Source organism: Citrobacter telavivensis (genome assembly GCA_009363175.1).
Taxonomy (GTDB): Bacteria; Pseudomonadota; Gammaproteobacteria; order Enterobacterales; family Enterobacteriaceae; genus Citrobacter_A; species Citrobacter_A telavivensis.
Window position 1 is genome coordinate 2782025 of the sequence record CP045205.1, and the last position, 14322, is coordinate 2796346.

At 52.0% G+C, this 14322-nt stretch carries 16 protein-coding genes; 10 read left to right on the forward strand and 6 right to left on the reverse strand.

What is annotated here, in order from left to right; genetic code table 11:
* Window positions 1–44: 44 nt before the first annotated feature.
* The 3 genes from proQ to htpX all read left to right on the forward strand — a co-directional run bounded on the left by proQ (window position 45) and on the right by htpX (window position 3874).
* The gene (gene proQ / locus GBC03_15600; GenBank protein ID QFS71526.1) at window positions 45–731 is read left to right on the forward strand and encodes an RNA chaperone ProQ; all 687 of its coding nucleotides are present in this window, start codon (window positions 45–47) and stop codon (window positions 729–731) included.
* 19 nt (window positions 732–750) lie between these two features.
* On the forward strand, window positions 751–2799 hold the full coding sequence (locus GBC03_15605) for a carboxy terminal-processing peptidase (GenBank protein ID QFS71527.1): 2049 nt from the start codon (window positions 751–753) through the stop codon (window positions 2797–2799).
* Between the two features lie 193 nt (window positions 2800–2992).
* Window positions 2993–3874: a protease HtpX gene (gene htpX, locus GBC03_15610; GenBank protein ID QFS71528.1), complete on the forward strand. Its 882-nt coding sequence runs from the start codon at window positions 2993–2995 to the stop codon at window positions 3872–3874.
* Window positions 3875–3919: 45 nt separating this feature from the next.
* Here htpX and GBC03_15615 read toward each other — a convergent pair whose 3' ends face one another.
* Window positions 3920–5293, reverse strand: coding sequence for an MFS transporter (locus GBC03_15615; protein QFS71529.1), 1374 nt, complete (start codon window positions 5291–5293; stop codon window positions 3920–3922).
* Window positions 5294–5469: 176 nt separating this feature from the next.
* On the opposite strand from GBC03_15615, the gene kdgR reads away from it, so the two are divergent.
* Window positions 5470–6261: a DNA-binding transcriptional regulator KdgR gene (kdgR, locus tag GBC03_15620; GenBank protein ID QFS71530.1), complete on the forward strand. Its 792-nt coding sequence runs from the start codon at window positions 5470–5472 to the stop codon at window positions 6259–6261.
* Window positions 6262–6369: 108 nt separating this feature from the next.
* Here the strand turns inward: kdgR and GBC03_15625 are convergent, their stop codons facing one another.
* Window positions 6370–6609 (reverse strand): hypothetical protein, encoded by a 240-nt coding sequence (locus GBC03_15625; GenBank protein ID QFS71531.1) that lies wholly within the window; start codon window positions 6607–6609, stop codon window positions 6370–6372.
* 160 nt (window positions 6610–6769) lie between these two features.
* Here GBC03_15625 and mgrB point away from each other — a divergent pair, with 160 nt between their 5' ends.
* From mgrB to rlmA, 6 genes are all read left to right on the forward strand, one after another.
* Entirely contained in the window at window positions 6770–6913 is a 144-nt protein-coding gene (gene mgrB / locus GBC03_15630) for a PhoP/PhoQ regulator MgrB (protein QFS71532.1), read from the forward strand.
* A 74-nt stretch (window positions 6914–6987) separates the two neighbouring features.
* Window positions 6988–7275 carry a hypothetical protein gene (locus tag GBC03_15635; GenBank protein ID QFS71533.1) on the forward strand — a complete coding sequence of 96 codons (288 nt, stop codon included), beginning with the start codon at window positions 6988–6990 and terminating at the stop codon, window positions 7273–7275.
* A 657-nt stretch (window positions 7276–7932) separates the two neighbouring features.
* Window positions 7933–8076, forward strand: a complete 144-nt coding sequence (locus tag GBC03_15640; GenBank protein QFS71534.1) for a DUF2627 domain-containing protein — start codon at window positions 7933–7935, stop codon at window positions 8074–8076.
* 12 nt (window positions 8077–8088) lie between these two features.
* Window positions 8089–8298 carry a transcription antiterminator/RNA stability regulator CspE gene (gene cspE, locus GBC03_15645; GenBank protein QFS71535.1) on the forward strand — a complete coding sequence of 70 codons (210 nt, stop codon included), beginning with the start codon at window positions 8089–8091 and terminating at the stop codon, window positions 8296–8298.
* A gap of 220 nt (window positions 8299–8518) precedes the next feature.
* Window positions 8519–10264: a peptidoglycan glycosyltransferase FtsI gene (gene ftsI / locus GBC03_15650; GenBank protein QFS71536.1), complete on the forward strand. Its 1746-nt coding sequence runs from the start codon at window positions 8519–8521 to the stop codon at window positions 10262–10264.
* A 63-nt stretch (window positions 10265–10327) separates the two neighbouring features.
* The gene (gene rlmA / locus GBC03_15655; GenBank protein ID QFS71537.1) at window positions 10328–11137 is read left to right on the forward strand and encodes a 23S rRNA (guanine(745)-N(1))-methyltransferase; all 810 of its coding nucleotides are present in this window, start codon (window positions 10328–10330) and stop codon (window positions 11135–11137) included.
* On the opposite strand, the gene mntP is transcribed toward rlmA, so the two are convergent.
* The 4 genes from mntP to GBC03_15675 all read right to left on the reverse strand — a co-directional run bounded on the left by mntP (window position 11134) and on the right by GBC03_15675 (window position 14305).
* Window positions 11134–11700, reverse strand: a complete 567-nt coding sequence (gene mntP / locus GBC03_15660; GenBank protein QFS71538.1) for a manganese efflux pump MntP — start codon at window positions 11698–11700, stop codon at window positions 11134–11136. The two genes, rlmA and mntP, sit on opposite strands and share 4 nt — an antisense overlap.
* A gap of 418 nt (window positions 11701–12118) precedes the next feature.
* The gene (locus tag GBC03_15665) at window positions 12119–12577 is read right to left on the reverse strand and encodes a DUF986 family protein (GenBank protein ID QFS71539.1); all 459 of its coding nucleotides are present in this window, start codon (window positions 12575–12577) and stop codon (window positions 12119–12121) included.
* A 63-nt stretch (window positions 12578–12640) separates the two neighbouring features.
* Window positions 12641–13492, reverse strand: a complete 852-nt coding sequence (gene manZ / locus GBC03_15670) for a PTS mannose transporter subunit IID (GenBank protein QFS71540.1) — start codon at window positions 13490–13492, stop codon at window positions 12641–12643.
* A gap of 12 nt (window positions 13493–13504) precedes the next feature.
* Window positions 13505–14305: a mannose/fructose/sorbose family PTS transporter subunit IIC gene (locus GBC03_15675; protein QFS71541.1), complete on the reverse strand. Its 801-nt coding sequence runs from the start codon at window positions 14303–14305 to the stop codon at window positions 13505–13507.
* Window positions 14306–14322 lie beyond the last annotated feature (17 nt).

Genomic DNA, 14322 nt, shown 5'->3' on the forward strand with positions numbered 1-14322 from the left:
TGCCTGCGGCTTGTTGGCTACGTCCGTTGTAATCAGGAAATTTCATGGAAAATCAACCTAAGTTGAATAGCAGTAAAGAAGTAATCGCGTTTTTGGCCGAGCGTTTTCCGCAGTGCTTTAGTGCGGAAGGCGAAGCGCGCCCACTGAAAATTGGCATTTTTCAGGATCTGGTAGAGCGTATTGAGGGCGAAATGAACCTCAGCAAAACGCAACTTCGTTCCGCTTTACGTCTTTATACTTCGAGCTGGCGTTACCTGTACGGCGTTAAGCCGGGCGCAACGCGTGTCGATCTCGACGGCAACCCTTGTGGGGAGCTGGATGAGCAGCACGTTGAACATGCGCGTAAACAGCTTGAAGAAGCGAAAGCTCGCGTTCAGGCGCAGCGTGCTGAACAGCAAGCGAAAAAACGCGAAGCTGCCGCTGCCGCAGGTGAAACCGAAGACGCACCTCGCCGTGAACGTAAGCCGCGTCCTGCACCACGCCGCAAAGAAGCGACTGAGCGTAAACCGCGTGCTGATAAACCGGCCGCGAAAGCGCCGCGCGCACCTCGTGAAGAGAAATTGACTCCGGTTTCGGATATTTCAGCGCTGAGCGTTGGACAGTCTCTGAAGGTGAAAGCGGGCAATGATGCGATGGATGCCACCGTATTAGAAATCACCAAAGATGGCGTCCGTGTACAGCTGAATTCGGGTATGTCTTTGATTGTACGCGCAGAACACCTGGTGTTCTGAAACGGAGGCCAGGCCTGGCATGAACACATTTTTTAGGCTTACCGCGTTAGCTGGCCTGCTTGCAATAGCAGGCCAGACCTTCGCTGTGGACGACATTACGCGTGCCGATCAGATTCCTGTTCTTAAGGAAGAGACACAGCACGCGACGGTGAGTGAACGCGTTACGTCGCGTTTTACGCGTTCTCACTATCGTCAGTTCGATCTCGATTCGGCCTTTTCCGCCAAAATTTTCGACCGCTATCTGAATTTACTCGACTACAGCCACAACGTGCTGTTGGCGGGGGATGTCGAGCAGTTTGCGAAGAAGAAAGGGCAGTTGGGCGACGAACTGCGCTCGGGTAAGCTCGACGTTTTTTACGATCTCTATAATCTGGCGCAAAAGCGCCGTTTCGAGCGCTTTCAGTACGCACTGAAAGTGCTGGAACGTCCGATGGATTTCACCGGGACTGATACCTTTAATCTCGATCGCAGCAAAGCGCCCTGGCCGAAAGACGAGGCTGAGCTTAATGCGCTGTGGGACGGTAAGGTGAAGTTCGATGAGTTAAGTCTGAAACTGACCGGCAAAGACGACAAAGAAATTCGTGAGACGCTGACCCGTCGTTATAAATCCGCGATCCGTCGTCTGACGCAAACCAACAGTGAAGACGTCTTCTCACTGGCGATGACGGCGTTTGCTCGCGAAATTGATCCACATACCAACTATCTCTCACCACGAAACACCGAACAGTTTAATACTGAAATGAGCCTGTCCCTTGAAGGGATTGGTGCCGTGTTGCAGATGGACGATGACTATACGGTCATCAACTCCATGGTAGCCGGCGGTCCGGCGGCGAAGAGCAAAGCGATTAGCGTTGGCGATCGCATTGTCGGTGTGGGTCAGACGGGCAAAAGCATGGTCGATGTGATCGGCTGGCGTCTGGATGACGTTGTTGCGCTCATCAAAGGGCCAAAAGGCAGCAAGGTTCGTCTTGAAGTTCTGCCTGCCGGCAAAGGAACAAAAACCCGAACGGTCACACTGACGCGTGAGCGCATTCGTCTGGAAGACCGTGCGGTTAAGATGTCTGTGAAGACGGTGGGTAAAGAGAAAGTCGGCGTACTGGATATCCCGGGCTTCTATGTTGGCCTGACTGACGATGTCAAAGTTCAGTTGCAGAAACTGGAAAAACAGAATGTCAGCAGCATCGTAATCGATCTGCGCAGCAATGGTGGCGGAGCGTTGACGGAAGCGGTTTCGCTGTCGGGTCTGTTTATTCCTTCTGGTCCGGTGGTTCAGGTTCGCGACAATAATGGCAAAGTCCGTGAGGACAGCGATACGGATGGCGTTGTTTACTACAAAGGTCCGCTGGTGGTGCTGGTCGATCGCTTCAGCGCGTCGGCATCGGAAATTTTTGCAGCCGCCATGCAGGATTACGGTCGCGCGCTGATCGTCGGTGAACCGACCTTCGGTAAAGGTACCGTGCAGCAGTATCGTTCGCTGAACCGTATTTACGATCAGATGCTGCGTCCGGAATGGCCTGCACTGGGTTCCGTCCAGTACACGATCCAGAAGTTTTATCGCGTGAACGGCGGCAGTACCCAGCGTAAAGGCGTCACGCCCGATATCATCATGCCAACAGGGAATGAAGAGACAGAAACCGGCGAGAAGTTTGAAGATAATGCGTTGCCGTGGGATAGCATCGACGCCGCAACGTATGTGAAATCAGACGATCTGACGCCGTTCGGTCCTGAGTTACTCAAAGATCACAACGCGCGTATTGCGCAGGATCCTGAGTTCCAGTACATCATGAAGGATATCGCCCGTTTCAATGCGATGAAGGACAAACGTAACATCGCGTCTCTGAATTACGCGCAGCGTGAAAAAGAGAATAACGAAGATGATGCGATGCGTCTGGCGCGAATCAATGACCGGTTTAAACGTGAAGGAAAACCGGTTCTGAAGAAACTGGACGACCTGCCAAAAGATTACCAGGAGCCGGATCCGTATCTTGATGAAACGGTGAAGATTGCGCTGGATCTGGCGACGCTTGAGAAAGCGAAGCCCGCGGAACAACCCGCTGCGGCGAAGTAACCTCAGACAGGCACAAGAAATTGTGCCTGTTTTTTTTAACAAGCGCATGAAGTCGTCAGTCTGGTACAACAAAATGTAAAGTTGTGTCTTTCTGGTGACTTACCGGGCATTGATACTTGAAAATAGCGGTACGACCCATACGATGTGGGTAATCGCATAGTGCGTTTTGTTAAGTTGAGGTTAAAAGAAAATTATGATGCGAATCGCGCTTTTCCTGTTGACGAACCTTGCCGTCATGGTCGTTTTCGGGCTGGTGCTGAGCCTGACAGGGATTCAGTCGAGCAGCGTTCAGGGCCTGATGATTATGGCGCTGCTGTTCGGTTTTGGTGGTTCCTTCGTTTCACTGCTGATGTCCAAATGGATGGCGTTACGTTCCGTCGGTGGGGAAGTGATAGAGCAGCCGCGTAACGAAAGAGAACGCTGGTTAATGAATACGGTCGCCACGCAGGCGCGTCAGGCCGGTATTGCTATGCCGCAGGTTGCTATTTACCATGCGCCGGACATTAACGCGTTTGCCACCGGGGCGCGTCGTGATGCGTCTCTGGTCGCGGTCAGTACCGGCTTGCTGCAAAACATGAGCCCGGATGAGGCTGAAGCGGTTATTGCTCATGAAATTAGCCATATCGCGAACGGTGACATGGTCACCATGACGCTGATTCAGGGGGTCGTGAACACCTTTGTTATCTTTATCTCGCGCATTCTGGCGCAGATCGCCGCGGGTTTTCTCGGTGGCAACCGTGATGAAGGCGAGGGTAGCAACGGCAACCCGATGATCTATTTTGCTGTCGCGATGGTACTGGAACTGGTCTTCGGTATTCTGGCGAGCATTATTACCATGTGGTTCTCTCGTCATCGTGAGTTCCACGCCGACGCGGGTTCCGCCAAACTGGTTGGTCGTGAAAAAATGATTGCCGCGCTGCAGCGTCTGAAAACCAGTTACGAACCGCAGGAAGCATCCAGCATGATGGCCTTCTGCATTAATGGTAAAGGTAAATCACTGAGTGAACTGTTTATGACTCACCCGCCGCTGGATAAACGTATCGAAGCGCTGCGAAGTGGGGAATACCTGAAGTAAGCCTGTCGGCAAAAGAGAGAGAGCGCGTCCACGGACGCGCTTTTTTTATCCCTGCGCTCGAGGTTGTGTGATGCGTAAACCACTCACCACCGCCGCCACGGTTGCCAGAATCCCCGCAGCCAGCAGAGAAACATGCGTGCCGTTATCCCCGAACTGGTTCAACAGCAGCGCGACCAGCGCCGCGCCTGAACTTTGTCCCAGCAAACGAGCGGTTCCCAGCATGCCGCTCGCGCCACCGCTGCGTTCGCGCGGCGCTGACGTGATGATTGTGTGATTATTGGGTGACTGAAACAAACCAAACCCGGCACCGCAGAGGATCATCGGCCAGATGATATTGAGATCGGACGGTACGGCAGGAAGCAGCACCAGCGCAAACAGTCCGCTAGCCATCACCAACAGGCCCAGCGCCCCCAGCAATCCCGCATGGACGCGCTCTATCAGATACCCGGCCAGCGGTGCCATGACCATCGTTGCCAGTGGCCAGGGAGTGAGCAGCAGACCCGTTTCAACTTCACTGCGACCCAGTACCGTTTGCAGGTAGAAGGGAAGGGAGACCATCGCCAGCATCTGTGCGCAGAAGGAACAGATTGATGTCCCTATCGACAGTGAAAACAGGGGAATACGCAGCAGGTCGACCGGCAATAGCGGCACCGGTAGTGAGAGTTGACGACGGATAAAGAAGTAGCCCACCACGACCAGCGCCGCCAGTTCAGCACCGACCAGCGTCAGGGACTGCCCCTGTGCAAAACCGCTCAGTGCGGTGATCAGCAGACCAAAGGTCAGTGCGTTCATCACGGCGCTGGGGATATCAAAACGCGGTTTATTGCTGCGTGAACCATTGGGCGGCAGGAATCGTATCGCCAGAATTAGCGCAATAATTCCTAATGGCACGTTGATCAGGAACAGCCATTTCCAGGAGGCGATTGAGAGGATCGCCGCGGCAATGGTGGGGCCAGCGGCTGCAGAGACGGCAACGATAAAGGAGTTGATGCCCATCCCGCGTCCCAGATGGCGCTGAGGATAAATCAGACGGATCAACGCGGTGTTGACGCTCATCAGCGCCGCGCCGCCAAACCCCTGCACGACACGCGCCATCGTCAACACCTGCAGCGAGTCTGCGAGTGCGCAGAACAGTGAAGCCAGCAGAAAGACGACCAGTCCGCATTTGTAGATGCGTCGATAGCCAAACATATCGCCCAGGAACGACAGCGACAGTAACGAGACGACAATGGCAATCTGATAGGCGTTGACGACCCAGATTGAGCTGGCGGCGGAGGCGTGTAAATCATCGGCAATGGTGGGGAGTGCCACGTTGGCAATGGCACCATCCAGTACGGCCATCGAAATACCAATAACAATGGTTAAAATGGCGCCATATCGCTGCGGAAGCGGCAGGCCGTCGGCCTGGGGTTTATTCATGTGATTGATAGTTTCTGCGAAGAATATGATCAGGGTAGTGATTCTAGCATTGATATTCAGGCTTTATGTCGCAGATTTGTAACGAAGTTAGCAAAGATGGATTGCGGGCGCCTGACCATGAAATTATAATAAAAAATCGTTCTGATTTTTATAAAACACTCGTAATGAGGTGATAGATGGCTAACGCAGATCTGGATAAACAGCCTGATTCTGTATCTTCCGTGCTGAAAGTTTTTGGCATTCTGCAGGCGCTGGGTGAAGAGCGCGAAATAGGGATTACCGAGTTATCACAACGCGTCATGATGTCAAAAAGCACCGTTTATCGCTTTTTACAGACCATGAAAACGCTGGGTTATGTGTCGCAGGAAGGGGAGTCCGAGAAGTATTCTCTGACGCTGAAACTGTTTGAACTGGGCGCGCGTGCGCTACAGAACGTTGACCTTATCCGCAGTGCGGACATCCAGATGCGTGAACTCTCTCGTCTGACTAAAGAGACCGTGCACCTCGGTGCGCTGGATGAAGACAGCATCGTATACATCCATAAGATTGATTCGATGTACAATCTGCGCATGTATTCGCGTGTCGGTCGTCGTAACCCGCTTTATAGCACCGCGATTGGTAAAGTGCTGCTGGCCTGGCGCGATCGTGATGAAGTGAAACAGATTCTGGACGGCGTTGAGTACAAACGCAGTACCGGGCGCACCATCACCACCACGGAAGCATTGTTGCCCGTGCTGGATAAAGTTCGTGAACAGGGTTATGGCGAAGATAACGAAGAACAAGAAGAAGGTTTACGCTGCATTGGCGTACCGGTATTTGACCGTTTCGGTGTCGTGATTGCTGGCCTGAGCATCTCCTTCCCGACGCTGCGTTTTTCCGAAGAAAACCTGCATGACTACGTTTCGATGCTGCATACTGCGGCGCGTAAAATTTCTGAACAGATGGGTTACAACCATTATCCATTCTGATGACGTCATGATGGCGATATTAAGAAACTGCCGACTTTCGCGCCGGCAGTTTTATCCTGATGACATCCTGCTTAGGATTACGCGTTGCGGTCATCACGGCGGCGGATCTTAACCGTTATCGACGACCACGGTACTTTTACGCAATAGCGGGCAATCCGTTAACCCAATGATACCGCTATCGGTATGAACATATTGCGCGGTGGCGGTTCCTCGCGCGGTGAGATACTTACACTGCAGCCCCAATCCGGCCGCATTCTCCTGACTGCCTATCAGAACACCATATCCGCTGAGTAATAATCCAATCCAGACAAGCGCAAACAACACGATAGCGCGAATAATCAAACGCATTATGACCTCTTTTCTTCTATAAGTTAGACTGAGCTTAGCGTCTACGCGCATTGATACAAGTAAATGATTCTTAAAAAATCGCGAATGTTCTCTGTAGTTAGTCCTGGTTTAAGATACACATGATATTTTGGTGGCATAAGATGTTGATGCGGAGAGTGGAGTGAAAAAGTTTCGATGGATAATTCTGGTGGTGGTGGTGCTTGTGTGCCTGTTGCTATGGGCCCAAGTGTTCAACATCATGTGTGACCAGGATGTACAATTTTTCAGCGGAATTTGCGCCATCAATAAATTTATCCCCTGGTGAGATCATTTTTTCATCTGTTGATTACCTTCCTGTGGCGCGGTGGTAAAATGATGCGTCTACATTGAGGTGGTGAAATGAACGAAGTAGTGAATTCCGGCGTGCTTAATTTTGCGTCGTTGATTGTATCGGTGGGGGTTCTGGTTGTTGGGCTGGTGCTGTGGTTCTTTATCAACCGTGCAAGCTCGCGAACCAATGAGCAGATTGAGCTGCTTGAAGCGTTGTTAGATCAGCAGAAGCGACAAAATGCCTTATTGCGTCGTCTCTGTGAAGCGAACGAACCGGAAAAAGTGGCTGAGGCATCGCTGAAGGCCAATGACCCGCAAGAGGATGATGACATCATCCGTCTGGTCGCAGAGCGTTAATCCTTTGTAAAACAGGAAGCGAATGGACTGGCATCCCGCCGGTCTTTCCTTCCTGGGTCATTATCCTGCACGCTATTAGTGCAGTTACATATCTCTTCGCTATATCCGTTCCTTCCTGAGTCATTCCGTTGGTTATTGTCTGCACACACTTAATTATATTTTTCCATACGTTAATAATGTGAACTTCCCCGTTTTGTGAGAATGATCGGCTTTATAATAATCGAAACGTTTCTTTCCCTATTTTTGTGCATTGTCATCATTCTTTCATTAAATGAGTGCATAAGAACAGTGGATATCAGGTTGGACCGAAATGTGTTGTTATTATGATAACGGGCCATTTTGTGTTGAGACAAATTATGCATAACAAAGCAGAATTTGTGATAACGGCCTGACTCCACGTTTCATCATCGCGATGATCTGGAAGTCATGAAGTTATTGAGCTATGGTTGAAAAGTCCCCGTTGCGATGCTGGTCTGACAAGGGCTCAGCAAGAACGCGGGAATATATCGGCTTGAGAATTGACGCATAACTGTGCAGATACTCTGTGTCGACTGGTGAGATTTGTGCGACCGATCGAGACACGTTTAAAAATGGCTTGCCATAATTAACGTTGTATGTGATAACACGTTTTGGGTTAAACGAGGTACAGTTCTGTTTATGTGTGGCATTTTCAGTAAAGAAGTCCTGAGTAAACACGTTGTCGTTGAATACCGCTTCTCTGCCGAACCTTATATTAGTGCCTCAAGCAGTAATGTCTCAGTTTTATCTATGTTAGGCCTGCGGGCTAAGAAAACACTCTAAGGAATTTTGCAAATGGCAAAGATTAAAGGTCAAGTTAAGTGGTTCAACGAGTCTAAAGGTTTTGGCTTTATTACTCCGGCTGATGGCAGCAAAGACGTGTTCGTACACTTCTCCGCTATCCAGGGTAATGGCTTCAAAACTCTGGCTGAAGGCCAGAACGTTGAGTTCGAAATTCAGGACGGCCAGAAAGGTCCGGCTGCTGTTAACGTAACAGCTATCTGATCGACACCACTGATTTGAAGCGCGTCTGCGCATCAACCTCAGATTTAAAGCCTCGCTGATGCGGGGCTTTTTCATGCATCTTCCTTCAAAGTATGTCTGAATACCTTCTTCGTTAGCGCTTTGTTGCAAAGCCGTGATGTTATTAGCATAGTTTTCCCCGCTTTCCCGCCGTTATTCCCGTTAAATCAGTCACCTGAATATCATGTTTGCCGGAGAACAGGTGAAAAAGAAAAGTGATGGTACGGCGCGAAGTTTCACACCGCTACGCTTTGCACTACTTTGTATAGCCATATTGCTGAGTCTGGGAATGCTATTGGGACGCGTCGCATGGTTGCAGATTGTTGAACCCGATTCCCTGGTCAGGCAAGAAGATATGCGCTCGTTGCGCGAAGTCACCACGGCATCGCCGCGCGGAATGATTACTGACCGGCAGGGACGGCCACTGGCGGTGAGCGTACCGGTGAATGCGGTCTGGGTTGATCCGCAAACCTTGTTGAGTAAAGGCGGCGTTGGCGCCAACGAACGCTGGCAGGCGCTGGCGAATACGCTGCATCTCTCGCTCACAACGCTGGCGGCGCGCGTTAACCACGATCCGTCGGCACGGTTTATCTACCTTGCGCGTCAGGTCTCTCCTCAACAGGCGAAGTGGATAGAGAGACTGAATTTGCCCGGGATCAACTTGCGTGAAGAATCCCGGCGGTTTTACCCGGCAGGACATGTCGCGGCGAATCTGATTGGTTTTACCAACATTGACGGGCAGGGTATTGAAGGCATTGAGAAAAGCTTTAACGCACAGTTAATGGGTAAACCGGGTTCCCGTCTGGTCCGCAAGGATAAATTCGGCCATGTGATTGAAAACATCACGGAAGTCAATCCTGTACCGGCTCATGAACTTCAGCTTAGCATTGATGAGCGACTGCAGACGGTTACCGAAGATGCGCTGGACAATGCGGTTAGCTGGAATAAAGCGGAATCCGGAGCCGCCGTGCTGGTGAACATTGCCACCGGTGAGATTCTGGCGATGGCCAGTTTCCCCGATTTTAACCCGAATAATCGGGATGGTGCGGGGCTTGACGATTTTCGCAATCGAGCGATTAGCGATACCTTCGAACCGGGATCGACGGTGAAACCGCTGGTCATCATGACGGCGCTTGAGCAGGGGATTGTGCAGCCTGACAGCGTAATCGATACCCATCCATTTTTTCTCGACGGGCATCGCATCCGCGACGTGGGTTTTTATCCGGAACTGACGCTGACCGGTATTTTGCAAAAATCGAGTGACACCGGAGTATCGCATCTCTCGCTGGCGATGCCCATTCAGCAGTTAGTGGATACATATCAGCGTTTTGGCTTTGGTCAGCCCACGGGACTGGGACTCACCGGGGAGAGTCAGGGGCTGATGCCACAGCGTCACTACTGGAGCGATTTGGATCGTGCAACATTTGCCTTTGGCTACGGCCTGATGGTGACACCGCTTCAACTGGCGCACGTCTATGCCACGATTGGCAGTTTTGGCCTTTACCGACCGCTCTCCATCACGCGTATCGATCCGCCGGTCATCGGCAAACGCGTGATGTCCGAAGCGTTGGTCAGACAGGTAGAACATATGATGGAAAGTGTTGCTCTGCCGGGTGGCGGCGGAACGAAGGCGGCGGTTCGGGATTATCGCGTGGCGGTTAAAACCGGGACTGCGAAGAAAATCGGTGATGACGGTAAATACGTGGATAAATATGTGGCCTACACCGCAGGCGTGGCGCCAGCCAGCAGCCCGAAGTTTGCACTGGTGGTGGTGATTAACGATCCGCAGAACGGCGCCTATTACGGCGGTGCCGTATCGGCACCCGTTTTTAGCCAGATTATGGGCGATGTGTTGCGACTGGAAAACGTCAAACCGGATGGCATGCCCGCCGACTCCAGTCATCTGTTGGTAATGCATGGCAATCCGCAGACATTCCCTGTGCGCTAAGTGATTCTCCCTGGGCGTAAATCGCGTTACACTTGCGCCCTGAATTCACCTGCCGGAGTTGTTATGTCGTTTTCCTGCCCCCTTTGTCACCAGCCTCTCGCGCACGTCAATAACAGTTTTATCTGTCCGCAGCGGCATCAGTTTGATGTGGCAAAAGAGGGATACGTCAACCTGTTGCCGGTGCAGCATAAGCGTTCGCGCGATCCGGGTGACAGTGCGGAGATGATGCAGGCACGGCGTGCGTTTCTTGATGCCGGACACTATCAGCCGCTGCGTGACGCCATCGTTGAACAACTTTCCATGCGCCTCGACGCGTCGGCGGCCTCGATTCTTGATATCGGTTGTGGTGAAGGGTATTACACTCACGCCTTTGCTGATGCGCTGCCTGCGGCGACCACTTATGGACTGGACGTGGCGAAGGTCGCCATCAAAGCGGCGGCCAGGCGCTATCCGCAGGTGACATTCTGCGTTGCATCGAGTCATCGTCTGCCGTTTGCTGATGCCAGTCAGGACGCGATTGTGCGGATTTACGCGCCGTGTAAAGCAGAAGAACTGGCGCGTGTGGTCAAGCCGCGCGGATGGGTTCTCACTGCAACGCCGGGAGCGCGGCATTTAATGGAGTTGAAAGGGCTGATTTACGATGAGGTCCGACTCCATGCGCCGCATACCGAGCAACTGGAAGGGTTCAACCTGCTGGAAGATATCGCGCTGGCGTACCCGATGAGCCTGAGTGGGAAGGAAGCGGTGGCGCTATTGCAGATGACACCTTTTGCATGGCGGGCGAAGCCAGAGGTTTGGGAACACCTGGCGAGTAGAGAAACGTTTGACTGCCAGACGGATTTTCGTCTTCACCTCTGGCAGCGCGCGGATTAACCGTGAAAGTGTGTCCAGAGGATCTGGACGCCGATACCGATCAGCACCACCCCGCCCAGAATTTCAGCCCGTTTGCCAAGCAGCGGGCCAATGAAGCGACCGACCATCATCCCCAGCGTGGACATAATCAACGTGGCACAGCCGATAGCCAGTGCGGTAGCGATAATGTTGACCTGCAGGAACGCCAGCCCTACACCGACCGCCATGGCGTCGAGGCTGGTGGCGATGGCGGTAGTGACCAGTAACCAGAAACCGTGACGGCGCAGCGGTTCATCGTCTTCATCATCCGCGCCGCGAAATCCTTCTATAATCATTCGCCCGCCCAGAAAGGCCAGAAGAATGAAGGCAATCCAGTGATTCCATTCCAGTACGAATTTGCTGGCTAACATGCCCAGCGCCCAGCCGATCAGCGGCGTCAATGTTTCGACTGCGCCGAAGATCAAACCGGTGCGTAGCGCTTCAGAGAATTTGGGTTTATGCAGGGTGGCGCCTTTGCCAATTGATGCCGCGAAAGCATCCATCGACATGCCGAAAGCGAGAATAATAGTGGCAGTGATATTCATGACAGCGTCCTGACCGGGGTTTCCATAAAACACACCACTGCCCCCAGTAAACATGCACACCTGAACACAGGCGTTCATACAGTATGCATAGCAGTTGATGTGCCTATGGTCTCGCCTGACTGAAAGAGATTTCAGTCCGTACGTGCCACGTTTTGCAACGAGTATGTTGACACGTACATTTCCGGAGTCTGGAAATCGGCTACTCCCCAAATGACGGCGCAACCTTAACATATTTTGAGAATATAAAACAACTGCGGAGAAATATTATTTGACTTCTAATTGAAAACGATTTTCATTTAGATTTATTGGTAGATAGAACGTTAAAATAAATAACATCTTTACGCCTGGGTTATAGCCTTAGCTATGTTTTTAATTACAATTAAATTGCGAAAAACAAAGCACAGGCTATGTTTCTAACTCACTGAGAGGAAACGAGAAGTTTATATATCTTTTCCAGGTCGTCGATATTTCGTACGCGAATAAGCAAACGCCTTTGTTCTAATTGCATCACCAGAACACCATCTTCCGATAAATTCATCTCTTTAATGCGGTTATATTCTATCCATACGTTGGCGAAGAAAAATCCACCCTGTTTGAAGAGGATCTTCGGTACCCGGATCCAGAAAATATAAAGCCCCATCAACGCCAGTGCACATAATAACCATGTGGTCATGATAGCCCCATGGCTGGTGACATTGTTGTAGATAAGAATCGCGATGAGGCCGATGAAGATGACGCTGTCCACGCGGCTTCGGCGTAGCAGGGGGATGGCAAGCAGAGTCTGGCCATTGCGGCGTGGCATGATGAACTGATCGTAAATGGCGTAAGCCAGCAACGCGGCAATAAAGAAAACCAGCACCAGGTCCGTAATAGTCATTAATCCTTGTTCCTCCAGATAAAAAAAACGGGGCCGTTAAGGCCCCGGTAGTGTACTACAGTCTTACAGACCCAACAGGCCGACCGCATATCCCGCGATACCGATGACGAAGAAGCCAACGATAATCCACAGCGGGTTGACTTTCTTACGCAGCAGCCACATACAGGCGAAGGTAAGCAGTAACGGAACCAGACCCGGCATCAGCTGGTCGAGAATGGTCTGGACGGTGGTAACGCGCGTCTGACCATCCTGACCGGTGATGGTTGAGACCACCAGCGGGATGTTCACGTGCGTCCATTTGTTCACCAACGCCCCCATGACAAACAAGCCGAGGATTGACGCCCCCTCAGTCAGTTTTTGCAGGAAGCCGCCGCCCATATCCTTAACAATATCGACACCTTTGCGGTAACCGTAGGCGACACCGTAGTAACGGGTCAGCAGACGGACGGCGTTGAACAGAATGAAGAACAGCAGCGGACCCAGCAGGCTGCCGCTCATCGCGATACCCGCACCTAGCGCAGCAAACACCGGACGCACAGTACCCCAGAAAATCGGGTCACCCACGCCTGCCAGCGGCCCCATCAGACCCACTTTGATACCGTTGATGGCACCATCATCAATCTCTGCGCCGTTAGCACGCTGTTCTTCCATCGCCAGCGTTACGCCGAGAACTGGCGCCGCAACGTACGGGTGGGTGTTAAAGAATTCCAGGTGACGCTTGATGGCTTGCTTACGCGCATCGTTGTTCTCGGGATACAGGCGACGAATAGCCGGTACCATGGAGAAGCAGAAACCCAGCGCCTGCATACGTTCGAAGTTCCATGAACCCTGAAACAGGTTAGAACGAATGAACACGCCACGAATGTCACTCTGTGTGAGTTTTTTCTCAGTGGTAGTTTTAGTCATATCAACCATTTCGCTCACCTGCTAGTCCAGTTCGTTATCGAGGGAGTTGTCACCCGCAGCCTGCGCTGGTGCACCCGCCACGCGGTTATATTTCGGGCTCAGTTGGATGTAGAGGATGGCCATTACCGCACCAATCACACCCAGAGCAACCAGGTTGAAGTTAGTAAATGCGGCAGTCACGAAGCCGAGGTAGAAGAACGGCATCAGGTAGCCTGCACGCATCATGTTGATAACCATCGCGTAACCGACCACAACGATCATGCCACCGGCGATGTTCAGACCGCCTGTCACCACTTCCGGAATCGCATTCAACATGCCCTGAACTTCGCTGGTCCCTACGGAAATCGCAACGATAACCGCCGGGATAGCGATACGCATCGCCTGCAGGAACAGGGAAGAGACATGCAGCCAGGAGAGCGCCGTCAGGTTACCGTTTTCCGCCGCTTTATCCGCGGCGTGCTGGAATGCCACGGTGATAGTACGAACGATAATAGTCAGAACCTGGCCTGCTGCGGCCAGCGGAATAGCCAGCGCGATACCGGCACCGATGCTTTGGTGACCCGCGATAACCAGAACGGTAGAGATAATGGACGCTAGTGCGGCATCAGGTGCAACGGCAGCCCCGATGTTCATCCAGCCCAGGGCGATCATTTCCAGGGTACCACCGATGATAATACCGGTTTTCATATCTCCGAGAACGGCACCAATCAGCGTACAGGCCACCAGTGGGCGGTGGAACTGAAATTCATCGAGTACCGACTCCATACCCGCGATACATGCGACGATGAACACCAGCACAATCTGAAGAGTGGTAATCTCCATTGTACTTCTCCTATTGC